At 60.5% G+C, this 21,962-nt stretch carries 23 protein-coding genes; 11 read left to right on the top strand and 12 right to left on the bottom strand.

What is annotated here, in order from left to right:
- From ACO08A_RS03870 to ACO08A_RS03860, 3 genes are all read right to left on the bottom strand, one after another.
- A complete protein-coding gene (locus ACO08A_RS03870) occupies positions 1 to 687 on the bottom strand; it encodes a DNA-3-methyladenine glycosylase I (RefSeq protein ID WP_422039912.1) in 687 nt (228 codons plus the stop codon).
- A gap of 64 nt (positions 688 to 751) precedes the next feature.
- Entirely contained in the window at positions 752 to 1,558 is an 807-nt protein-coding gene (locus tag ACO08A_RS03865) for an amino acid ABC transporter permease (RefSeq protein ID WP_422039911.1), read from the bottom strand.
- A 144-nt stretch (positions 1,559 to 1,702) separates the two neighbouring features.
- A complete protein-coding gene (locus ACO08A_RS03860; RefSeq protein ID WP_422039910.1) occupies positions 1,703 to 2,503 on the bottom strand; it encodes a transporter substrate-binding domain-containing protein in 801 nt (266 codons plus the stop codon).
- 573 nt (positions 2,504 to 3,076) lie between these two features.
- Here ACO08A_RS03860 and ACO08A_RS03855 point away from each other — a divergent pair.
- On the top strand, positions 3,077 to 4,579 hold the full coding sequence (locus tag ACO08A_RS03855; RefSeq protein WP_422041849.1) for an AMP nucleosidase: 1,503 nt from the start codon (positions 3,077 to 3,079) through the stop codon (positions 4,577 to 4,579).
- Between the two features lie 169 nt (positions 4,580 to 4,748).
- Here ACO08A_RS03855 and ACO08A_RS03850 read toward each other — a convergent pair whose 3' ends face one another.
- The 5 genes from ACO08A_RS03850 to ACO08A_RS03830 all read right to left on the bottom strand — a co-directional run bounded on the left by ACO08A_RS03850 (position 4,749) and on the right by ACO08A_RS03830 (position 8,197).
- Positions 4,749 to 4,892 (bottom strand): hypothetical protein, encoded by a 144-nt coding sequence (locus ACO08A_RS03850; protein WP_319386090.1) that lies wholly within the window; start codon positions 4,890 to 4,892, stop codon positions 4,749 to 4,751.
- A gap of 107 nt (positions 4,893 to 4,999) precedes the next feature.
- Positions 5,000 to 5,485, bottom strand: coding sequence for a bacterioferritin (bfr, locus tag ACO08A_RS03845; RefSeq protein ID WP_306140961.1), 486 nt, complete (start codon positions 5,483 to 5,485; stop codon positions 5,000 to 5,002).
- A gap of 212 nt (positions 5,486 to 5,697) precedes the next feature.
- The gene (locus ACO08A_RS03840; RefSeq protein WP_420335909.1) at positions 5,698 to 6,180 is read right to left on the bottom strand and encodes a fasciclin domain-containing protein; all 483 of its coding nucleotides are present in this window, start codon (positions 6,178 to 6,180) and stop codon (positions 5,698 to 5,700) included.
- 235 nt (positions 6,181 to 6,415) lie between these two features.
- A complete protein-coding gene (locus ACO08A_RS03835) occupies positions 6,416 to 6,964 on the bottom strand; it encodes a 2OG-Fe(II) oxygenase (RefSeq protein WP_422039909.1) in 549 nt (182 codons plus the stop codon).
- Between the two features lie 171 nt (positions 6,965 to 7,135).
- Positions 7,136 to 8,197, bottom strand: coding sequence for a phospholipase D-like domain-containing protein (locus tag ACO08A_RS03830; protein ID WP_422039908.1), 1,062 nt, complete (start codon positions 8,195 to 8,197; stop codon positions 7,136 to 7,138).
- Positions 8,198 to 8,426: 229 nt separating this feature from the next.
- Here ACO08A_RS03830 and ACO08A_RS03825 point away from each other — a divergent pair, with 229 nt between their 5' ends.
- Positions 8,427 to 8,804 (top strand): VOC family protein, encoded by a 378-nt coding sequence (locus ACO08A_RS03825; RefSeq protein ID WP_422039907.1) that lies wholly within the window; start codon positions 8,427 to 8,429, stop codon positions 8,802 to 8,804.
- Between the two features lie 22 nt (positions 8,805 to 8,826).
- Here the strand turns inward: ACO08A_RS03825 and mutY are convergent, their stop codons facing one another.
- Positions 8,827 to 9,894, bottom strand: a complete 1,068-nt coding sequence (gene mutY / locus ACO08A_RS03820; RefSeq protein WP_422039906.1) for an A/G-specific adenine glycosylase — start codon at positions 9,892 to 9,894, stop codon at positions 8,827 to 8,829.
- 206 nt (positions 9,895 to 10,100) lie between these two features.
- Between mutY and ACO08A_RS03815 the strand changes: the two genes are divergently transcribed.
- The 8 genes from ACO08A_RS03815 (at position 10,101) to ACO08A_RS03780 (ending at position 17,811) form a co-directional block, all read left to right on the top strand.
- Positions 10,101 to 10,628: a DUF721 domain-containing protein gene (locus ACO08A_RS03815; protein WP_422039905.1), complete on the top strand. Its 528-nt coding sequence runs from the start codon at positions 10,101 to 10,103 to the stop codon at positions 10,626 to 10,628.
- A 192-nt stretch (positions 10,629 to 10,820) separates the two neighbouring features.
- The gene (locus ACO08A_RS03810) at positions 10,821 to 11,456 is read left to right on the top strand and encodes a thioredoxin domain-containing protein (protein ID WP_422039904.1); all 636 of its coding nucleotides are present in this window, start codon (positions 10,821 to 10,823) and stop codon (positions 11,454 to 11,456) included.
- An 87-nt stretch (positions 11,457 to 11,543) separates the two neighbouring features.
- A complete protein-coding gene (locus ACO08A_RS03805; protein ID WP_422039903.1) occupies positions 11,544 to 15,002 on the top strand; it encodes a chromosome segregation SMC family protein in 3,459 nt (1,152 codons plus the stop codon).
- Positions 15,003 to 15,213: 211 nt separating this feature from the next.
- A complete protein-coding gene (locus tag ACO08A_RS03800; protein ID WP_422039902.1) occupies positions 15,214 to 15,588 on the top strand; it encodes an AtpZ/AtpI family protein in 375 nt (124 codons plus the stop codon).
- A 54-nt stretch (positions 15,589 to 15,642) separates the two neighbouring features.
- Positions 15,643 to 16,392, top strand: coding sequence for a F0F1 ATP synthase subunit A (locus tag ACO08A_RS03795; RefSeq protein ID WP_421981684.1), 750 nt, complete (start codon positions 15,643 to 15,645; stop codon positions 16,390 to 16,392).
- A 70-nt stretch (positions 16,393 to 16,462) separates the two neighbouring features.
- Positions 16,463 to 16,687, top strand: a complete 225-nt coding sequence (locus ACO08A_RS03790) for a F0F1 ATP synthase subunit C (RefSeq protein ID WP_055111220.1) — start codon at positions 16,463 to 16,465, stop codon at positions 16,685 to 16,687.
- Between the two features lie 82 nt (positions 16,688 to 16,769).
- Entirely contained in the window at positions 16,770 to 17,321 is a 552-nt protein-coding gene (locus ACO08A_RS03785) for a F0F1 ATP synthase subunit B (RefSeq protein WP_421981685.1), read from the top strand.
- 10 nt (positions 17,322 to 17,331) lie between these two features.
- Entirely contained in the window at positions 17,332 to 17,811 is a 480-nt protein-coding gene (locus tag ACO08A_RS03780; protein ID WP_319386102.1) for a F0F1 ATP synthase subunit B, read from the top strand.
- A 483-nt stretch (positions 17,812 to 18,294) separates the two neighbouring features.
- Here ACO08A_RS03780 and ACO08A_RS03775 read toward each other — a convergent pair whose 3' ends face one another.
- Together ACO08A_RS03775 and ACO08A_RS03770 are read right to left on the bottom strand one after the other, a co-directional pair.
- Positions 18,295 to 18,942 carry a ribonuclease HII gene (locus ACO08A_RS03775; protein ID WP_422039901.1) on the bottom strand — a complete coding sequence of 216 codons (648 nt, stop codon included), beginning with the start codon at positions 18,940 to 18,942 and terminating at the stop codon, positions 18,295 to 18,297.
- A 44-nt stretch (positions 18,943 to 18,986) separates the two neighbouring features.
- Complete coding sequence (locus ACO08A_RS03770; RefSeq protein ID WP_422039900.1) at positions 18,987 to 20,138, bottom strand: PA0069 family radical SAM protein; 1,152 nt, start codon at positions 20,136 to 20,138, stop codon at positions 18,987 to 18,989.
- Between the two features lie 92 nt (positions 20,139 to 20,230).
- Here ACO08A_RS03770 and ACO08A_RS03765 point away from each other — a divergent pair, with 92 nt between their 5' ends.
- A complete protein-coding gene (locus ACO08A_RS03765) occupies positions 20,231 to 20,926 on the top strand; it encodes a glycosyltransferase (protein WP_422039899.1) in 696 nt (231 codons plus the stop codon).
- A 67-nt stretch (positions 20,927 to 20,993) separates the two neighbouring features.
- On the opposite strand, the gene ACO08A_RS03760 is transcribed toward ACO08A_RS03765, so the two are convergent.
- Positions 20,994 to 21,953, bottom strand: coding sequence for a glutathione S-transferase family protein (locus ACO08A_RS03760; RefSeq protein WP_422039898.1), 960 nt, complete (start codon positions 21,951 to 21,953; stop codon positions 20,994 to 20,996).
- Positions 21,954 to 21,962 lie beyond the last annotated feature (9 nt).

The following is a 21,962-nucleotide window of genomic DNA, read 5'->3' as shown; positions in this document are numbered from 1 at the left end:
TTAATGCGCTGGTCCGACCGAAAACGCCAGAATTCTGCTGATTTCATTCAAACTGCGACCGCTGGTTGTCTTCCAATCGTTAAAGGCGGCTTGTGCGGCTGACAGATTTTTTTTCGACATGCGATCGTTATCAATGACATTTTCGCGGATAAGGGCGTTAACCACGTCGCCGGTGAGAATGAAACTCTCCTTGCCCATGAAGCGCAGGGCAAGTTGTCCCGTCGTCCCGCCAAGGCGGCTGCCGCGCTTTTTCATAAGGTCCATCAGTCCGATCTGGTCGCTCACCGGGTAGCTGGCGAAAAACGCCGCTGCGCTGCCATGCTCCGCCGCAAGATCCCTGAGGAACACCGCGTTGTCCTGCACGGCCTTGATCTTGGCGCCATTGCGCACGATCCGCGTATCCTTGAGCAGAGCTTCGAAGGCTTCGTCCGGCAGGAAGGCGAGCCGGGCGACATCGAAGCCTTCGAAGGCCTCCTCGAAACCGGGCCATTTCTGGTCGATCACCTTCCAGCTGAACCCGGCCTGGAACACGCATCTGGTGAACATGGACAGCCATCGGTCGTCACCGGTCGTTGTCAGCTCGGCCTCGGACTTGGGCAGATTGTGTTCTGCCAGCAGCGCCTTGAGCTTCTTGGCTCCGCCCTTCTTTTCTGCCGCCAGGGCCTCGATTTCTTCGAAGGAACGCATGGGACTGTTCTCCTTTTCATTTCATCTTGGCCGCAAGACCAACGCAGGTGCAACCGTTGGCGCTTTACCGCCCTCCAATCTCCTTGGAGCGTTCGAAACGGCGCAGGGCGAGAGACAGGGTGATGGTCATCATCAGGTAGATCAGTGCGACCACGTTGTAAGTCTCGAAATAGCGGAACGAGCCCGCGGCATAGACCTTGCCGAGCTGGGTGATATCCGCGACCCCGAGAACGGAAACGAGCGAGCTGTCCTTGATCATGGCGACGAAATCATTGCCGAGCGGTGGCAGGATGGTCTTGAGCGCCTGCGGAAAGATGATCAGCCGGAACCGCAGCCAGCGGTTCATGCCGAGGGCTTCCGCGGCCTCGATCTGCCCCTTGTCGACAGCCTGGATCCCGGCGCGGAAAACCTCGGCGATGAACGCGGAATAGCCGATCGTCAAGGCCGCGATTGCACGCCAGAGAAGCGGAAAGTCGCGCGTGCGCATCGGATCTGCACCTAGCGGCTCCAGGACGGCATTGATCGCGGCAACGATCAGGGGCGTGCCGACGAAGGCGATGTAGAGCAAGAGGACGATGATCGGCAGTCCGCGCACGACCTCGATGTAGAACCTCGCCGACTGGCGCAGGACAATCGAACCCGACAGCGACGCCAGCGCCAGCAAGAGGCCGATCACGGAAGCCAGGAAGAACGCCACGAGCGTGACAAAGATCGTCAGGCCGATGCCGCGCGACACCGTCGCCATCACCTGTGAATAGATCTCGTCGGTTCCGATCCGGAACAGGAGAAAGGCGGCGATCACGCAGGCGGCGGCCAGCCAGTAGGGAAAGTCCTGTTTGGGGGAAACCGTTGCGGTCTTTTTTCGGAACATGGCGGTCTCTTGTGCTTGGGGCGGGTATGTGGTTTCGGGCCGGGAGTACGGCAGGCTGCAAAAGAAAGTGGCCGGCGCCGGGCAATGTCCCGATACCGGCCACGCAAGCGCTTGTCCGTCACTCAGGGATGGACCGCGAGGCGGTTACTGACCCGCCTTGTAGTCGAAGAACCATTTCTTGTTGAGTGCATCCAGCGTCCCGTCCGCGCGCATGCTCGCAATGGCGGCATTGAACGGCTCGATCAGGTCCGTGTTCTTCGGGAAGATGAAGCCGAAATCCTCCGTGCCCATCGGATCGCCGATCAGCTTGAACGTGTCCGGGTTGGCGTTGACATAACCTTGCCCGCCGGTGCTGTCGGTCAGAACAAGGTCGACATCCCCGACCTTGAGCGCCTGAACGGCCGCGCCGAATGTTTCGAACAGCTTGATGCGCTGATTGTTTTCGTCACCGTCCAGGACTTCGTAGACGGTCACGTAGAAAGGGGTCGTCCCCGGCTGGGCACCAGCGAGGAAGTCGGCGTTGGCGGCGAACCCCTCGGGATCGGTAAACCGGTCTTCGTCGGCGCGAACCAGCATGAACATCTCCGAACGCATGTAGGGATCGGAAAAGGCGACTTTCTCCGCGCGGTCTTCGCGGATGGTGATGCCGTTCATCGCGACATCATATTCGCCGGCAGAGACCGCGGGGATCATCGCATCCCAGCTCACGTTCTCATAGGTGACCGTCATGTTCAGCCGCTTGGCGATTTCGGCAACCGCCTCGTACTCCCAGCCCGCCGGCTGACTGGTTTTCGGATCGATGAACTGCAGCGGCGGATAGGTGTTTTCGGATGCGATCACAACCTCCCGGCCTCCAAGGTCGGGCAGATCGGCCGCGTAAGCGACGGACCCGGCACCAAGCATCGGCAAGACAGCAACCGCAAGGCTCAAAAGGATACGTTTCATGGGGAAGCTCCTGATCAGAATTCGGACCGATAGTACCGGGATTGCGAACCGGCGGAAAGTCCGTTTCATCGCTCTGTCAGGGATCAACCTGCCAGAGCACCCCGGCGATGATACGCTGCGAAGAGGCCTAGGTACGGACTCATAAATGAAGTCAACTTGGTTTGGATCGTTTTGACCAACTGCGAGGAGCGAAAGCGCAGGAAATGTGGTTCATTTTCAAGCCTTTCGCGACGCGGCAGATGGCCAAAGCGACCAAATCCGAAGGACGGCAAAGTGGCCTTACCTCGCAGCGTCACCGCGCTTGACCGGGCAAAAAGCCCGCTCTGCGCACGCTTCCTCGCGAGATCTTGCCATTTCTGCCGTCAAATCGGCTTCATTTATGGGTCCGTACCCGAGTGCCTTCGACGGGAAGGTGCGCCGGGCTCGTGTCCCGGAATTCGCCACTGGTTTGATTGAAGAAATTTTCTCTTCGCGAAAAAAAATTCAAAAACACGTGTTCCGTGTATTGACGCAGGGGACATCTGGCAGGACTGTGTTCGCCATAACAACAATAAGGAGACTTTCATGTCCAATATGATCAAGGGCGACTACCCGCTGGGCAAGAGGCGTATGCGCAAGGCGCCTTCGCATCCGCTCGAGGTGTTTACGAACGCGAAACACGCGGTTGACCGCCTGATAGACATCTTCGAGGCGAACACGGCTTTTTTGCGTTCGCATTTCAACGACCTTCTGGACGGAGAAAACATCCAGGAGCACGTCAGGGCCTACTATCCCCAGGTCCGGGTTGTCACCGACAGCCACGTGCGTCTGGACAGCCGCCTGTCCTACGGCTTCGTTTCGGGACCGGGAACACATGCGGCGACGATCACGCGCCCGGATCTCTTTCGCCATTACCTGGAGGCGCAGCTCAAGCTGCTGATGAAGAACCACGACGTGCCGATACTCGTCGGTGACAGCGACACGCCGATACCGCTTCATTTTGCCTTCTACGACGGCACGCATGTTGAAGGCGGGGCTGCCGCTGCGAATCTTGAACGGCCACTGGCCGACATCTTCGATTTGCCTGACCTGACGGTCATGGACGATTCCATTGCCAATGGAACCTATGAACCGGCTGACGGTGTCATGCCGCTGGCCCCGTTCACGGCACCGCGGATCGACTACTCGCTGCATCGCCTGCAGCACTATACGGCGACGGCGGCGGAGCACTTTCAGAACTACGTGCTTTTCACGAACTACCAGTTCTATATCGACGAGTTCTGCCGCATGTCGAAGGAACTCCTGAACACGTCGGGCAGCGGATACGAGGCCTTTGTCGCGCCGGGCAACCTCACGACCGAGGCGGGCGAGAGCGAGCCCTCCTGTGGCACGGAACCGGCCAAACTGCCGCAAATGCCGGCCTATCATCTCAAACGGGCCGACGGCAGCGGCATCACCATGGTGAATATCGGCGTCGGTCCCTCGAACGCCAAAACCATAACCGACCACATTGCCGTGCTGCGACCGCATGTCTGGCTCATGCTGGGCCACTGCGCCGGTCTCAGAAACAGCCAGACACTCGGGGACTATGTGCTGGCGCACGGCTATGTGCGCGACGACAACGTGCTCAATCAGGATCTGCCGACCTGGGTTCCGATCCCGCCGCTGGCCGAAGTGCAGGTGGCCCTTGAGGATGCGGTTGCCGAGATCACCGGTCTTGACGGCTATGAACTCAAGCGCCTGATGCGCACTGGCACTGTGGTCTCGCTCGACAACAGGAACTGGGAATTGTGGGATCAGCCGGAACTGGTCAAACGCTTCTCGCAATCAAGGGCAATCGCGCTCGACATGGAATCGGCGACAATCGCCGCCAATGGCTTCCGCTTCCGCGTTCCCTACGGAACACTTTTGTGCATTTCAGACAAGCCGCTCCATGGAGAACTGAAACTGCCGGGCATGGCAACAGACTTCTACAAACGCCAGGTCGCGCAGCATCTGCAGATCGGCATCAGCGCCCTGGAGAAAATGCGCAACATGACCGCCGAACGCCTGCACTCGCGCAAACTCCGAAGCTTCGCGGAAACCGCGTTTCAGTAGAGCGGAGGCGTTTGTCACCTCTCCCTTGGGAGAGGTCGGCCTGACAGGCCGGGTGAGGGGAAAGGTGTTGACGTTTCCTTGAGAGATCCGGCCCCTAACCTTGGCCCTCTCCCGCCGGGAGAAGGGAATAGCTTGCAAACCGGCGTTGGTTCGTTCCTCAGGATGAGGTTCAGTCCGTCACGCCCGCCAGAAGCCTGAGAGAAAGGACTTCCTGCCTCGCGACATCGGCTTCCCTGGAATAGCCAGTGTCTGCAAGGATCCGGATCTGCGCCTCCAGCATATCCGCCAGTTGTGTCAGTCTTTCTTTGTGCATGCCTGCCTCCTCAAGTCATATTAACCTTACGTTAATGAGGGGCTGGCGGATTAAAAAAACGCGCGCCTTTTCAGGCGCGCGTCGACGGGATCTCAATTTGCCGGCTTTTATTCGGCTTCGTCGGCAGGCGCGGCGTTCAGCAGGCCGTAGCGCTCTTCGCCGATCTTCTCCAGAAGCTCAAGCTGGGTTTCCAGGAAGTCGATATGACCTTCCTCGTCGGCAAGCAGTTCCTCGAACAGGGCCATGGAGACGTAGTCGCCTTCGTCACGGCAGATGTCGCGTGACGTCTTGTAGGATGTCCGCGCCTCATACTCGCCTGCGAGATCGCTCTCCAGAACTTCCTTGATGTTCTGGCCGATGCGCAGAGGTGCGACTTTCTGCATGTTCGGATGACCTTCCAGGAAGATGATCCGGTCCGTGAGCTTGTCGGCGTGTTGCATTTCCTCGATGGATTCCTCGCGCTCCTTCTTGGCAAGGCGCGCAAAGCCCCAATCGCTCAGGAGGCGGTAGTGCAGCCAGTACTGGTTGATGGCGCCCAGTTCCAGAAACAGTGCTTCGTTCAGGCGTTCGATAACCTTCTCACTTCCCTTCATGGAAACCTCTCCTTGCGAGTCTGTGGAATTGATAGTTTAGAATTATTCTAGAAAGTGTTCTGGACTATTTTGCGAAGCGTGTCCAGACCCAGTTCGTCGCAGGGCGCACATTTTTTGTCCCGGGCACCCGGAAAACGCCAAAGGCGCGGCCTCGTGTGAGACCGCGCCTTCAGACGGTACATGATGGGGCTAAGGATGTACCCGTCTGAACCTTAGGATTTCGGCAGGATGACCGCGTCGATGACGTGGATGACGCCGTTGGACGTTTCGATGTCGGCGCTGACGACCTTGGCGCCATCAACCTTCACACCATCCGTTGCGTCGACGGAGATCTCGCCACCCTGAACGGACGCCACTTCAGCTTTCTTGCCGGCGATATCGGAAGACATCACTTTGCCCGGTACGACGTGATAGGTCAGGATGGCAACGAGCTGGTCCTTGTTTTCCGGCTTCAGCAGGTTTTCAACGGTGCCTGCCGGAAGGGCTGCGAAAGCTTCGTCGGTCGGAGCAAAGACAGTGAAAGGTCCTTCGCCCTTGAGCGTGTCGACAAGACCTGCGGCCTGGACGGCGGCGACGAGGGTGTTGAAGGAGCCCGCGCCGACTGCAGTGTCGACAATATCCTTCTCGCCCGCTTTTGCAGCGGACAGCGGAAGAACGAGGAGAAGGGCGAATACGAATTTCTGGATCAGTTTCATGACACACTCCCGAGCTGGACACAGGCAAGGATTAGGCGTTCCGGGAAATGGTTTTTTCCCGAACGGATACAAAGGGTTGGTGTAACCTGTGTTGCGGAGAATTACGGCTGCCGAACAAAATTGGATGAGGAAAAAGTGAACGCGGATTTACACGCCTCAGCCGATGATCCAATCAAGCTTTTGATACGTCACGCGCGCGTTCATGTTTATATGCCCGACAGGAGGACGTGAAGCCTCATCGAAACCGGGGGCCGTGGCTCCAGCACGTCAGGGACGCCCGCGTGCCCCTTGTCACCGGAACAACCCGGTGGAGCATGAAACTCGCAAAGACGACCGCACTGCCCTGATCCCGTGGTGCCGACATGATCCGGTTTCCGAGATTGATCTCGAGCCCGCCACCCTCATACGCATCGGCCGGCGACAGTTGCGTCACGATCGTCGCCTTCCGGAATTGTGCAATTCGGCCTTCGCCAATGTCCGAATGCCAGTCGTAGTGCCCCGCTTCGCTGTCATCGTACCGCGCAACCTGCAGCCGTTCCCGGAATTCGGTGATATCGAAGTCGAACGTCTCCCGGTTCGCCTGCGCGACGGCTTCCATGATGCGCCTCATCACCCATCCGGCCGCGCCTTCGTCGTCGAGCCAGCTGATCCTGGCGCGGCGGATGTCCCCACCTTGGACACCGCCGACAAGTCCGCCGCTGTCCTGCGCTTCTGCCTCGCTCAGCTGAAGGATGTCACGGCATTCGCCTGGTGTGAAAAGGGCAGGGAGGGTGTGGGTGAACATGGGGCTGATCCGTGAGATTGACCCTGCCTTTCAAGCGCGTTGCGCGCCGGACCGCAATCGTTTTGTGACCCGGACGCCGTGTTTCCGAACGCAAGGATACCCGGCCTCCATGAAGTGTGTGCGGAAAGTGCTGCCAGGCGCGTCCGTGAACCGCTCTTGCCGTCGGCCGGCCTATTCGCCGAAATCGGCAATGATCCGGTCGATTTCCTTGCGCGCGGCAAGCGCGATCTTCTTTTGTGCAGCCTTCGCTGCCGTGTCCGTTTCGCTCACTTCGCCGACGACGATGATGTTCTCATCATTCGATTTGTTGGCCGGCTTCGTGTAGTTGAAGCTGCCGAAGATCGAGACCTTGTTGTCGATCGTCATCAGCTTGTGGTGCACCTTGCCGAGCTGGCCGCGTCCGCCTGCGACGGCAACCTTGATGCCGGCGGCATGCAGTGAGTGCTTGGCGGCCCATTTCTGGTTCGCCTGGCGGCGGTCCAGGACGCCGTTGATCGTGATCCCGTTCCTGTGCGCGGCGATCAGCGCATCGTCGATGCCCGAAGACTGGGCGAAAGTGAAGGCGGCGAAGTCGACCCGCTCCTTGGCTTTCAGGATCTGTTTCATGATTTCCATCTCCGGCGCGTGATCGGGCGCGAACAGCGGTTTGACGCGGATGCCGGACACTTTTGCCTCCTTCGGAGCAGGGCCGTGCGCAACGGAGAACTTGCCGAAACGGCCCTCCCTGATTTCCTTGAATTCCTTCTTGTAGGCATTGGCGACTTCGGCGTCGTTGATGACGACGACATGGTTCAGGTTCTTCGTGACCCCGGTCGTGGTGAAATTCGTCGAGCCGGTCAGGACCCGGTTGCCGAGAACCATGAATTTCTGGTGGAAGATGTTCGGGTTGAAGTCGACCTTCACATCGGCCGTGGAGCGCAGGATGGCGTTGAAAAGCTCGCGGTTGATCTCGTGTTTGCCGCCCGGCGCGTGCGCCCCCGCGAGATCCTTCGGTTTTTTCGCTGCCAGCAGGTAGCTCTGTTCGACGACCAGATCGATAACCGCGCCCCTTAGCCGTGCCGCTATGATGGCGTTTGCAATGGCGGGGTTGTCGATCTCCTGCACGGCAATCATGAGGTTTTGCCGGCTGCCCGCGCGTCCGATGAATTCGAGGATGGGGTCCAGAAGGGAATCGGGGCCGCCCTGTTCCTGTGGACCAAGATGGATTTCAATATCACCAACCATTAAGGGCATAACGAAATTCCTTCTCACGAGAGCTGCAAATCCATAGCATCTTTCCGTTGCGGCGGCCACGCCCCGGCAGAGCTTGAAAACGCGCTCAAAAGCATCTCTTCCTGACCTTTGTTCAAGTGCTTTTGTTTGCTAGTCTCCGGCCAGGCACCGCCCTGAACAGCGTTGACCGGCCCGGAAATCGGCACCGCCCGGATCCATGGCGCGCGCGCATCTGAACAAGAGGAAGGCCATGCCCTCCACGCCAGCCGATGAATTGAAGCTCGGCCGCATCGCGCCGATGCTGCCCGTCAGCGATATTGAACAGTCCTTCCGGGTCTACCGGGAAGTGTTCGGGTTCGAGAAGGTATTCGAGAACGGGGATCCGGTCGGATTCATGATCCTGCAAAAGGACGATGCCGAATTGCATCTCACGCTCCAGAAGACGCACAAGGCAGCCACGTTCAACGTGGCGCACATGCTGGTCTCCGATGCAGCGCAAACCTACCGGATGTGTCAGGAAAACGGCCTCCGCATCATCAAGCGCCTCCAGGACAAGGACTACGGCTTGCGCGCCTTCGTCTTCGCCGATCACGACGGCAATAGGATCGATGTCGGGGAAATCATCTGAGCGGACTGACGGCAGAGAGCGGTCAGCCGAGTGCCACCGCCAGCACCTTGCGCATGACCGTCGGCAGGGCTTCCTCCGCAAGCGTGCCCGGTGGTGACCACCAGGAACCGTCCACGCGCTCTGTGGCCTTCATCCGTGTCTCGGCCCGGTACACCTGCAAGCGCAGATGAAAGTGCGTGAACGTGTGCCTGACCTCGCCGGTGCAGACCTGCCAGGCGCCCTGAAACGGGGCGGCTTCGACGGCTGTCGATGGATCAAAAGTCTCCGACCAGTCCGTGCCCGGAACTTCGGTCATGCCGCCGAGCAGGCCTTTGGGCGGGCGCCGCCTGAGCAGCACCGCCCCGCTCGATCCGTCGACGGCAACGAACGCGGCGCCGAAACGGGTGGGTTTTTCCTTCTTCGGTGCTTTTCGAGGCAGGGTCTCGGCGAGGCTGGAATTCTGGACGCTGCACGCCCCCATCCATGGGCACAGTCCGCAGGCCGGGCGCTTGGGTGTGCAGATCGTCGCGCCCAGATCCATGACCGCCTGGGCAAAATCGCCGGGACGCTCCTCCGGCGTGAGCTCCGCCATTTCCCTCCTGATCTCCGTTTTCGCTGCCGGCAGCGGCGTTTCGATCCGCCGCAACCGTGACAGCACGCGTTCGACATTGCCGTCGACGACAGCGGCATGTCTGTCGAAGGCGATCGTTGCGATGGCTGCCGCGGTGTAGGGTCCGATCCCGGGAAGCGCGAGCAGGGCGTCCTCCGTTTCCGGGAACCGGCCCGCGTGGTCGCGCGCGATCGTCTCCGCGCATTTTTTCAGGTTGCGCGCGCGCGAGTAATACCCGAGGCCGGCCCAGGCTTTCATCACGTCTTCCTCGTCGGCCGCAGCGAGGTCCTCGACACGCGGCCATGTTTTCGTGAACCTCTCGAAGTAGTCTTTCACCGCAGCGACAGTGGTTTGCTGCAGCATCACTTCGGACAGCCATATCCTGTAAGGGTCGGGGACTTCTCCCGATATCCGGTCTTCCGGCGCAACGCGCCACGGCAGGCGCCGCGCGTGCCGGTCGTACCAGTTGAGCAAGGATTGACTGAGTGAAGCATTTGTCATGAGATCGGCGGTGTAGTTGTCAGTGAAATATGCTGTGTCCCTTTGGAAAGCCTGGGGACAACTTGGGTAGAGTTGATGGGCGACAGGGATGCCATTAAGTATTCGTCGTCTTTTTGTCGTATTCTATTGGGACACATCACCTCAATCTGCGATCCGTGGCAATTCGGATCCAGCCGGACAGCCGGTTGAGGAAGTAGGTCAAGAGCGTGACGAAGGCAAATGCACATCGCAAGCCTCCCGAGGCGAAACAGCTTGCCGATCTTGTCGGCAAGGCGATGACGCCTGCGTGCCGGAAGCGCGGTTTTGCCTCCGTCGACATCGTGGCGGCCTGGGGTGACATTGTCGGCGAGCGCTACGGAACGCGTGTGCAGCCCGACAAGCTTGTCTGGCCCCGCCAGCCGGAACTGACGGATCCGGAGACACCGACGCAACCTGCAACCCTTGTCGTGCACACGGACGGCGCAACGGCGCTGCTTCTGTCTCACGAGAGCGCCCAGATGATCGAGCGCATCAACACCTTCTATGGCTGGGCGGCCGTCGGCCGCATCAAGATCCTGCAAAAGCCCGTCGCCGTGAAAGCGGCCGCAGAGCGCAAGCAGTTGCGGTCGCTGACCGACAAGGAAGAAAAAAAGCTCGATGCGCAACTGGAAGGCGTTCAAAACACCCGTCTGCGGGAAGCGTTGAAAAAGCTCGGCGCTCAGGTCATCGCCAAACATGACGACGCGGTTGCCTGATCCGGTCATTCCCGTTGTCTTCATCGGGCAATAACAAGACAATAACATCATCGTGAAACGCAGCTTTCTGCTGTCCTCTCTCCTGCCACATTTGATAAGCCTTGTTGACGGCTGCTGCCTCAAAGGGCAAATGAAGCGATGGAACCGGCACCATTAGGTGCTGCGCGTTGTAACAAGTGACAGGACGACCCCGTGACCCAGACCCGCAGACAGTTTCTCAAGACCACGGCCTTGGCGAGCGCAGCACTCGGTGTTGCCGCAAGCATTCCGGCCTTCGCACAATCCGTCGACATCGACGATCTGCTTGTTCCCGGTCCGCTCGGTGACAAGGTCCTGGGAGACGAGAACGCGCCGGTCACGGTGGTGGAATATGCGTCTATGACCTGCGGTCACTGTGCAAACTTCCACAAGAACACATGGAAGCCGCTCAAGGAGCAGTATGTCGACACCGGCAAGGTGCGCTTCATTTTCCGCGAATTCCCGCTGGATCCGGTCTCTGCCGCTGCGTTCATGCTGGCCCGCTGTGCTCCGGCTGAGAAGTATTTTGAAATTGTGGATACCATGTTCGAAAACCAGCGGGCGTGGGCTTTTACCGACAATCCGTACAATTCGCTCCTCGACTTTTCCAAACAGATCGGATTTACACAGGAGTCCTTCGAGGAATGCTTGACAAACCAGGGTCTTCTTGACGCAGTAAATGCAGTGAGAGACCGTGCGGCGAATGAATTCGGGGTGAATTCGACGCCGACATTCTTCATCAACGGTGCGCGGCACCCGGGAGCAATGTCGATTGACCAGATGGGAGCACTCATCGACGCTGAGCTCTGAACCGGCGGAAACTTCGCCGGGCACCGATCCGTGTGCGCAATACCTGATCCGATCTGCGGCGCTTGCTTCGTTAAGGGGTGAGCGCCGATGAGGTTCTCCAAACTCCGCGTGGTGGGTTTCAAGTCTTTCGTCGAGCCGATGGAATTTATTATCGGCGACGGACTGACGGGCGTGGTTGGCCCCAACGGGTGCGGCAAGTCCAATCTCGTCGAAGCCCTCCGCTGGGTCATGGGGGAAAACTCCTACAAGAACATGCGCGCATCCGGCATGGATGACGTGATCTTTTCCGGGAGCCTGAACCGCCCGGCGCGCAACACGGCCGAAGTCGCGCTTTTCCTCGAGAATTCAGACAGGACCGCGCCTGCCGCGTTCAACGATGCCGACCTCTTGGAAGTCAGCAGGCGTATCGAGCGCGAGCAGGGATCCAACTACAAGATCAACGCCAAGGACGTGCGCGCCCGCGACGTTCAGCTCCTGTTTGCAGATGCGTCGACAGGCGCGCGCTCACCGGCAATGGTGCGGCAGGGACAGATCGGCGAACTGATTGCCGCCAAGCCGACCGCGAGACGCCAGATCCTGGAAGAGGCGGCCGGCATTTCCGGACTGCACTCGCGCCGTCACGAAGCAGAGATCCGCCTCAGGGCCGCTGAACAGAACCTTGAGCGGCTCGAAGATGTCCTTGTCCAGATCGACGGCCAGCTGGACAATTTGAAGCGCCAGTCGCGCCAGGCCAGCAGGTACCGCAACCTGTCCTCCGAAATCCGCGCGGCGGAGGCTGCCATCCTCTACATCCGCTGGATCGAATCGCGCGATGCGCTGACCACGGCGGAAGTCCAGTTCGCCGAAGCGCAGAAGCAGGTCAACGAGGCCACGGCGCTGCAGGCCGAAAGCGCCCGCGTCCAGGCGATCGCCGCGCACAAGCTTCCCGAACTGCGGGACGAATCGGCCCGGGCCGCAGCGGCCCTGCAACGGCTCGTGATCGCACGCAACGAGCTGGATGCCGAAGAACGCCGCGTGAAGGAACGTCTGCAGGATCTGGAACGCCGCCTTGTCCAGCTGGCGGACGACATCCGGCGCGAACAGTCAATGGTGTCCGAGAACGATGAGGTGCTGGAGCGCCTGTCCGAAGAACGCGCCGAACTGCTGGAGGAAAACGAGCTCGTCCAGGAGCGCACGGAAACCGCCGGGGAAAAGGTTGCGGAAGCTGGAGAGATCGTGCGCGATCTGGAAACGCGGCTCTCCGATCTGACCGCGGCCGAAGCCCGTGCGACCGCAGAACGGCGCCAGCTCGAACGGGCAGTTGCGGAAAGCCGTCTTCGCGCCGACCGGCTGTTGGCGCAGGTCCAGGATGCGCGAGCGGCGCTGGAGGTCATAGATCTTGAGATGGCCGGCCATGACAGGATCTCCGAAAGCCGGGAAGAACTGGAACTGGCCGAAGAAGCGTTGATGGAGGCCGAGGCCACGGTCGAAGCTGCCGAGACGGCAACCCGTGAAGCGCGGGACAGGGAGCAATCCGCTAGGACTCCGTTGAGCGACGCGCAGCAGCTCCTGCAGGGACTGGAGACCGAGGCACGCACGCTCGATCAGGTGCTCAACGCACATGCCGATCAGGATTTCACGCCTGTCGTTGAAAAGATCCAGGTGGAACAGGGGTACGAAACCGCGCTTGGCGCCGCGCTTGGCGAGGACCTCGATGCGTCCCTCAGCGGGAGCGCACCGGTGAAATGGGGCCCGGCACTCGGACATGATCTGGATGCGGATCTGCCCGAGGGCGCGCGCGCGCTGTCCGACGTCGTAATCGCTCCGCAAGAGCTTGCCCGCCGCCTGCGCCAGATCGGCATCGTCGCGCAGGACGAGGGACCGGCACTTCGCGCCAAACTGAAGCCCGGTCAGAGACTGGTCTCCGTGGAAGGCGATCTGTGGCGCTGGGACGGGTTCGTTGTCGCGGCCAACGCGCCGACACCGGCCGCGCAGCGACTGTCGCAGAAGAACCGGCTGATCGAGCTTGCCGACGAGATCGAAACGGCGCGCCGCGCGTTTGAAGACAGGCAGCAGGCGCTGGAACAGGCGGCTGCCGACGTCCGCGGTCATGCCGAAACCGAACAGGCGGCCCGGGGCAAGGTGAGGGATGCGCAGCGCAACGCGGCATCGGTCCGCGAAGCACTTGTCCTTGCCGAACGCTCCGTTGCGCAACTGACCGCGAAACGGGCAGCGGCCCAGGAGCGCTCCGAGCGCCTGGGCGAAGAGGCGGAACTTGCGCGTGAACAGGCCGCCGAGGCGGAAGGTCAGCTTGCCGGAACGCCAGAAAGCACTGATTTTCAGGACCGGATCACCGATCTGCAGGCCGAAGTCGCTTCCGCGCGCGGCGCACATGCGGAGGCGCGGGCGGTCGCCGAAGGTCTTGCCCGTGAACAGCAGATGCGCGACCGGCGGCTTGAGGCCATCAAGCGCGAATACGACGGCTGGAAGACGCGCGCGCAGAACGCTGCCCGGCAGGTCACGGTTCTGACCGAACGCCGCGACGAAGCCGAGGAAGAGCGGGCGGAACTCGTCGAGGCACCGGAAGACATTGAAATCAAGCGGCGCGACCTCTTTTCCGCAATCTCGAAGGCGGAGGAGGAAAAGAAGGGCCGGGACGATCAGCTGCAGCAGGCGGAACTCGACCTTGCCGAGGTTGACCGCGCGGCCAAGGCCGCGATGGAGGCGATGGCCGGCGCGCGCGAACAGAAGATCCGCGCCGAGGAACGCTTCGAGGCGGCACGGGAACGCAAGGCCGTTCTGGAGCGGCGCATCGATGAGGATCTCGAGGTCGCCGTTGCCGCGCTGCCCGAAATCGCCGGACTGAAGGAAAGCGCACCATTGCCGGATCCGGTCGGCGTGGAACGCAAGCTGGAACGGCTCAAGGCCGAGCGCGAACGCCTGGGTGGTGTGAACCTGCGCGCCGAAGAAGAGCTGAAGGAAGTCGACGAGCAGAAAACCACCCTTACCTCCGAGCGCGACGATCTGATCGAGGCGATCCGGCGTTTGCGCACGGGGATCTCCAATCTCAACCGAGAGGCGCGCGAGCGCCTGCTGGCTTCCTTCGAAGTGGTCAATGGACACTTCCAGCGCCTGTTCACGCATCTGTTCGGCGGCGGCACGGCAGAGCTTCAGCTTGTGGATTCCGACGATCCGCTCGACGCGGGGCTGGAAATCATCGCAAGGCCGCCCGGAAAGAAGCCGCAGACGATGACGCTGTTGTCGGGCGGCGAACAGGCCCTGACGGCAATGTCGCTGATCTTTGCCGTTTTCCTGACCAATCCCGCGCCGATCTGCGTGCTCGACGAGGTCGATGCGCCGCTGGACGACGCCAATGTCGAGCGCTACTGCGACCTGCTCGATGAAATGTCGGCAAGCACCGAGACGCGCTTTGTCGTGATCACGCACAACCCGATCACCATGGCGCGGATGAACCGGCTTTTCGGCGTGACCATGGCCGAACGCGGCGTTTCCCAGCTCGTCTCCGTCGACCTTGAGACCGCGGAACGATTCCGCGAAACGGGCTGACCGCAGCCTCAAGACCTGCGTCACTTGGGAGCAGGCGTACAACTTAGGTCTTGTAAATTTCGTTCAGGCCGAAAAATACCAATATTTTCAATGAGATAATTATTAATCAAGTCTCCTTGACACGGCATGAGGTGCCGACTATGGTGCGCGCGGCTTACGGGGCACTCCTGTTGTTTGATCTGACATGTCGGGGCACTGGGGACAGAGGAACATGTCTTCGGAAAACGACCAAAATAAAGATCGGGACGACGATGTTTCGCAAGCGGGTCTGTCGGAGCGGCGGACCCAGCTGAACCGGAAGCTCGAGGAACAGCGCGCGGTCGAGGAAAAGGCGGCGCGCAAGTCCGAGAGCAACTCCTCCGGATATGCCCAGGCGATGAAACTGTCTTCGGAATTCATCGCGGGTGTTCTGGTCGGGGCAGGTATCGGTTGGGTTGCCGATCAGTGGCTGGGAACGGCGCCCTTTGGGTTGATCATATTCCTGCTACTGGGTTTTGCGGCGGGAGTTCTGAATGTCTTGCGTTCGGCCGGCGTGGTCGAGCAGCCGCAGGTCGGAATTCGCCGCGACAAGGACGGATCTCGATAGAATTTGTCGCGCCCGAGGGCGCAGTGGTTGTGAACGAGCGAAGAAGGCTGGCCGGTGGCGAACGATCCGATCTCACAGTTCCAGATCCAGAAGATTTTTCCGATTGAAGTCGGAGGCATGGATTTCTCATTTACCAACTCTTCCCTGTTCATGGTCTTGACCGTGGCGGCGACCTCCGCATTCCTGATCTTCTCGACCAGTGGCCGTGGACTCGTGCCGAGTCGTGTCCAGTCCGTTTCGGAAATGATGTACGAGTTCATAGCCGGGACGCTGCGGGATGCGACGGGGACGGACGGAATGCGGTTCTTCCCGTTGGTGTTCTCCCTGTTCATGTTCGTTCTCGTGGCCAACCTTTTCGGGATGTTCCCGTACTTCTTCACGGTTACGAGCCACATCATCGTCACGTTCGCTCTGGCGATGCTGGTGATCCTCACGGTCATCATCTACGGCTTCATGCGCAACGGCATGAGTTTCCTCAAACTGTTCGTCCCGAGCGGCGTGCCAGGTGCACTGATCCCGCTGGTGACGATGATCGAGGTCATCTCGTTCCTGTCGCGCCCGATCAGTCTTTCGGTTCGTCTGTTCGCGAACATGCTTGCCGGTCACATCACCCTGAAGGTGTTCTCGGGCTTTGTCGTCAGCCTCGGTGCCATGGGCGCTGTCGGCATTGCCGGCGCGGTTCTGCCCCTCGCAATGACAGTTGCCCTTACGGCGCTGGAATTCCTGGTGGCGTTCCTGCAGGCCTACGTCTTCGCCGTTCTGACCTGCATGTACCTGAACGACGCACTTCATCCTTCACACTAAGGGTTATCCAAATCACGCGGCCGTAGCGCCGAAAGTGAGAAATCTGCAAACACATCTAGGAGCACGTGTCATGGAAGCAGAAGCAGCAAAATACATCGGTGCAGGTATCGCATGTCTCGGCATGGGCGGTGCAGGCATCGGCCTCGGCACCATCTTCGGTAACTACCTCGCTGGCGCTCTGCGCAACCCGTCCGCAGCTGATGGCCAGTTCGGCCGCCTGATCTTCGGCTTCGCCGTGACGGAAGCTCTGGGCATCTTCTCCCTTCTGATCGCCTTCCTCATCCTGTTCGCTTAATCGCTCGAGAGTAGCGACAAGAGATGCGACTCCGGTGGCGGCGCCCTGAAGGCGTCGCCAAGCCGGATTTAGGAGACAGGAAATGGCAGGCGATACGACCACTGAAAGCCAGACAGCGATCGTTGACACGGCCGCCGAGCACGGCGTGGGTTTCCCGCCGTTCGACGCGACCACGTTTGCGTCCCAGCTGCTTTGGCTCGCCATCACCTTCGGCATCTTCTACTGGATCATGAAAAACGTGGCGATGCCGCGGATTGCAGGGATCCTGGAGGATCGGAAGGACCGGATTGCCGGTGATCTTTCAGAGGCGAACCGCCTGAAAGACGAAACCGATGCGGCGATCGCAGCTTACGAGCAGGCCCTTGCTGAAGCCCGCAACAAGGCACACAGCATCGCCCATGACACGCGTGCCAAGCTGAAGGCTGAGCAGGAAGCTCGCCGCGAGAAAGCGGAAACCGAGCTGAACGAAAAGCTTCAGGCTGCCGAAGCGCAGATTGCAGGCATCAAGACCGAAGCCTTGTCCCAGATCGGAGACATTGCCGGAGACACCACGTCAGCGCTTGTCGAGCAGCTGATTGGCAAGGCCCCGACAAAGACCGACCTGACCAAGGCGCTGAAGTCGGCGATGGACTGAGGAGACCATTATGGATGCAACATTTTGGGCCCTCGTCGGTCTCATCCTCTTCTTCGCCCTGATCATCTATCTCAAGGTGCCGGGCAAGATCGGCGGGTCTCTGGACAACCGCGCGGACGGTATCCGCAAGGAACTGGAAGAAGCGCGCAAGATGCGCGAAGAAGCCCAGGCTCTCTTGTCCGAGTACCAGCGCAAGCGTCACGAGGCGGAAGGCGAAGCCGAAGCGATCATCGCGGAAGCCAACGCCGAAGCCGAGCGGTTGACGGTCGCGACCAATCAGGCTCTGGAAGAGATGATCACACGGCGCACCAAGGCCGCTGAAGTGAAGATCGCCCAGGCGGAAACACAGGCAATTGCCGAAGTTCGCGCGAAAGCGGCGGACATCGCCGTTGCCGCTGCCGAGGAGATCCTCAGCTCGAAGGTCAAGGACAAGGTTGCCGACGATATTCTGTCCAAGAGTATCGACCAGGTGAAGGAACGTCTGAACTGACGCAAGTCTGGTTCGACAAGGAAATTCAGGAGCGGCCCCCGGGCCGCTCTTTTTTTTGGGGTACGTTGCGCGCTCCACGCGGCCTCAACCTGGTCATCCCGGACGGAGCGCGGCATGGGATGCTCTTGCTTCTCGTCCGTCATCCCGGCCATACGTCCTCTTGAGCAAAAAACCTTGCCATAGAAACAACCTCATCCTGAGGAAGCGCCCGAGCGCTGTCTCGAAGGATGGGCGGCAGGTTCAGAGCTGGGCGGCCCATCCTTCGAGACGGGCCCTTCGGTCCTCCTCAGGATGAGGGCAGCTTGTCGTGCCTTCGCCCTGTTTTTCATCCCGGCCAAACGAAGCGCCAGCCGGGACCGGGGAGGCACATGTCTGCGCGTTCTTGCCGTGGCTCTCCGATCCCGGATCTCCGCCGCGCTGCGTCCGGGATGACGGCAAAGAGGCAGGAGGGAAGAGGCTCCCCCTATGGCCGCGCAAATGCCGTCACGGACCGGCAAACCGGACCGGCTTGAAACTCATCCGGTGATGATCGCTGGGACCAAGTTCGGCCAGGGCCACCTGATGTTGCGGGACGCCGTAGCCCTTGTGCTGCGCAAAGCCGTATCCGGGCACATGGCCTTCAAGACGCGCCATCATCCTGTCGCGCGTGACCTTGGCGACGATGGAGGCCGCTGCGATACACAGGCACCGGCCGTCTCCTTTCACCAGTGCCTGTCCCGGCTGTTGCAACCCGCGCGGTACATCACGTCCGTCCACCAGAACATAGTCAGGTACCAGGGCGAGACCGTTGACGGCCCGGACCATGGCGGCGAGGGTCGCGGCGCGGATGTTCAGAGCGTCGATGGTTGCTGGTGACGCACTCGCGGTGCAGACATGTGCGCGGGCGACGATCTGGTCGAACAGCTCTTCGCGCTTTGCTTCGGTCAGTTTTTTCGAATCGTTGAGACCCTCCGGGAGATTGTCGTAGTCAAGGACGACGGCTGCGGTCACGACTGGCCCTGCCCACGGACCGCGTCCGGCCTCGTCGACACCGCACAGCGCGCCGTCAAAGGCCGCTGCATGGCGGCGTTCCAGTTCAGGATCCGGACTGTCGGGAAAGGGCAGATCGAAGAGGGACGGGCCATGGGTCATCCGGAAACGCTGCCGTCGCACCGGGCAATGCGCAAGCCGGAATGTCAGAAAAGGTCAAGTTGCACACCGCCTTTTTGCGGCTGCACGAAGTCGCCGGTGTTCAGTTTCTTCCGGCGCAGGTTGAGGCCGAGCCGCCTGGCCGCGAGTGAGAACCTTTTCGCAATCTGATCGGCATAGGGACCCCGGCCGCGCATGCGTTCGCCCCATCTGGCATCGTAATCCTTGCCGCCGCGCATGGAACGGATCAGGCTCATGACGTGCCGGTACCGGTCGGGACGCTCACGTAGGAGCCAGTCACGGAACAGTTCTGAGACTTCAAGCGGCAGGCGCAACAGGATGAAGCTGGCCTCTTGCGCGCCATGCTCCGCTGCTGCGCCCAGCAGGCTCTCGATCTCGCTGTCGGTGAGTGCCGGAATGATCGGAGACATCATGACCGAGGTCGGTATGCCGGCGCCGGAGAGCGCCTGGATTGCCTTGAGGCGCTTGTGCGGTGCCGACGCGCGCGGTTCCATCGCCCGGCACAGCTTCTTGTCGAGCGTGGTGACGGACAAGGCCACCTTGACCAGATTGCGCTCCGCCATTTTGGAGAGGATGTCGATGTCGCGCGTCACGAGCGCCGATTTCGTGACGATCGCCACCGGATGAGAACTCCTGTCGAGCACGTCCAGGATCTCGCGCATCAGCTGGTAGCTCCGCTCCAGCGGCTGATAGGGATCCGTGTTGGTGCCGATGGCGATCACGCGCGGAATGTAGCCGGGCTTAGAGAGCTCCCGCTCCAATAGAGCGGCAGCGTTGGGCTTGGCGAACAGCCTGGTTTCGAAGTCGAGGCCCGGCGACAGTCCCATATAGGCGTGGGTCGGTCGCGCGAAGCAGTAGATGCAACCGTGCTCACAACCCCGGTAGGGATTTATCGATCGGTCGAATGAAAGATCGGGAGATTCATTGCGGGTTATGATGGTGCGCGCACGCTCTTCCTGAACCTCGGTTTTGAGCGGGGGCAGGTCGTCCAGAGTGTCCCAGCCATCATCGAAACTTTCGCGCGACACAGGTTCGTAGCGGCCGCTCTTGTTCAGGCCGGCCGCTCGGCCGCGACGGCGGTCTTCCGCCGGTCGTGCGCTTTCCGCATGCACGATCTCGTCGGGATCAATGTCGGAAACGCGTTGCGGGGCCGTGTTCATACTTGCGATACGCTGCATGATGAGAACATACCATGAACATTAGCGAAAAAAACGGCCGATACAACCCGGATATTTCGCACTTGCGAATTTTTGATGTAAAAGACGGCCTCATGATAAGTGTCATTGTACCGACAAAGAACTCGGAAACCGAACTGGTGCACTCGCTTTCGTCTCTGGTGACGGCCGCGGCCGAGGGCATCATCCGGGAAGTGATTGTTGTGGATGGCGGCTCGACCGACGCCACCGAGCGCGTCGCGGACGCCGCCGGCTGTCATTGGGTCAGCCGCGCGGACATGTCCCGAAGTGAACGCCTCACCTATGGGGCGGGTCTCGCAAGGCGCGGTGACTGGCTTTTGTTCCTGCGGCCCGAGACGCTTCTGGAAAGCGGCTGGCACCATGAGGCACAGGCCTTCATTGAGCGCGCCGGACGCGCTCCGAATGGCACGCGGACTGCAGCCAGCTTCCGGCTGAGATACGAAGCGTTCGGCATGAGCGCTCGCATCAGCGAATCCATCGCGGCCCTGCGTTCCCAGCTTCTCGGTATGCCTTACGGAAATCAGGGACTGCTGATTTCGCGGCAGTTCTACCAGAAGCTTGGCGGCCACCGGCCGTTACCGGAGCTGGAAGATCTCGATATCGCCAAGCGGATCGGGCGCAGCCGCATCGTCTTCCTGCGTGCCGCTGCCGTGACCTCCGGGGCATCCGCAAACGAAAGCGCCGTTTCGCGCTTCCGGCAGTCGCTCGCGCGCTTCTGTGTCGGAACCTTGCGCATTCCGGCGAGCGTGGCCGTGAAGCTGCACGGCTAGAGCATTTTCCGACCAATTTGGATCATTTTGATGAGGATATCCGGTTCACTCGGCTCGAGTACGGACCCTAGACAGCTTCGGAAAAATCGACAAGAGGCCCGAGCGGGACAATCCCGTGCGGGTTGCGCACCTCGCTTGGCGAGTGATAGCCGCGCCGGTAGATCTCCAGTTTGACCGTTTCGGCGACACCCGGCAGCGCATGGAAACGCCGCGCATAGGCCCACAGGTTCGGATAGTCGATCAGGCGCCGGAGATTGCACTTGAACGCGCTCCAATAGGCAACATCGAAGCGGGCAAGCGTGGGGAACAGGCGGATATCGGCTTCCGTCAGCCGGTCGCCCAGAAGCCACGTGCTGGTCTCCAGCGTCTTTTCGATCCTGTCCAGCGCTTCGAAGACATCCTTCACCCCTTCGTCATAGGCCGTCTGGGAGCGTGCGAAACCGGTCCGGTAAACACCATTGTTCAGTTTCGGGTAGATGTAGGCGTTCCAGTTGTCGATCTCGTGGAGAAGGGGCGCCGGGTTGAAGTCGGATTTGTTCCCGGCCAGGTCCTGAAAGGCTTCATTGAACATCCGGATGATCTCGGCGGACTCGTTGCTGACCAGTTTGCCGGACGCCGTATCGAAGAGGACCGGAACGGTGACCCGGCCCGTATAGGCCTGCGTTCCCGCCGCGTAGACCTGGTGAAGCGCAGCCGCACCGGACAGCGTGTCGACATACCCGTTCTCAGGATCGAACACCCAGCCCGCCTCCGTCCGCCTGGGCGCGAGAATGGAAATGGGGATATGGGACTGAAGTCCCTTGAGGGCCCGCATCAACAGCGTGCGGTGCGCCCACGGGCAGTTCCAGGCGACATAAAGATGATACCGGCCGCTTTCCGCCTTGAAGCCGCCGCTTCCGCTCGGTCCGGGAGAGCCGTCTTTCGTGACCCAGTTGCGGATTTGCGCCTTCGAGCGTTCGAAACGGTCGGAGGCAACGCTGTCCCCCGTCGCGTCTGCATCCCAGATTCCGTCAACAAGCAGTCCCATTGGTGTCTC

Origin of the sequence: Roseibium sp. (assembly GCF_965232425.1) — a bacterium.
GTDB lineage: Bacteria > Pseudomonadota > Alphaproteobacteria > Rhizobiales > Stappiaceae > Roseibium.
Note: the sequence above shows the minus strand (reverse complement) of the source record. Positions and strands in the feature narration are given on the sequence as shown.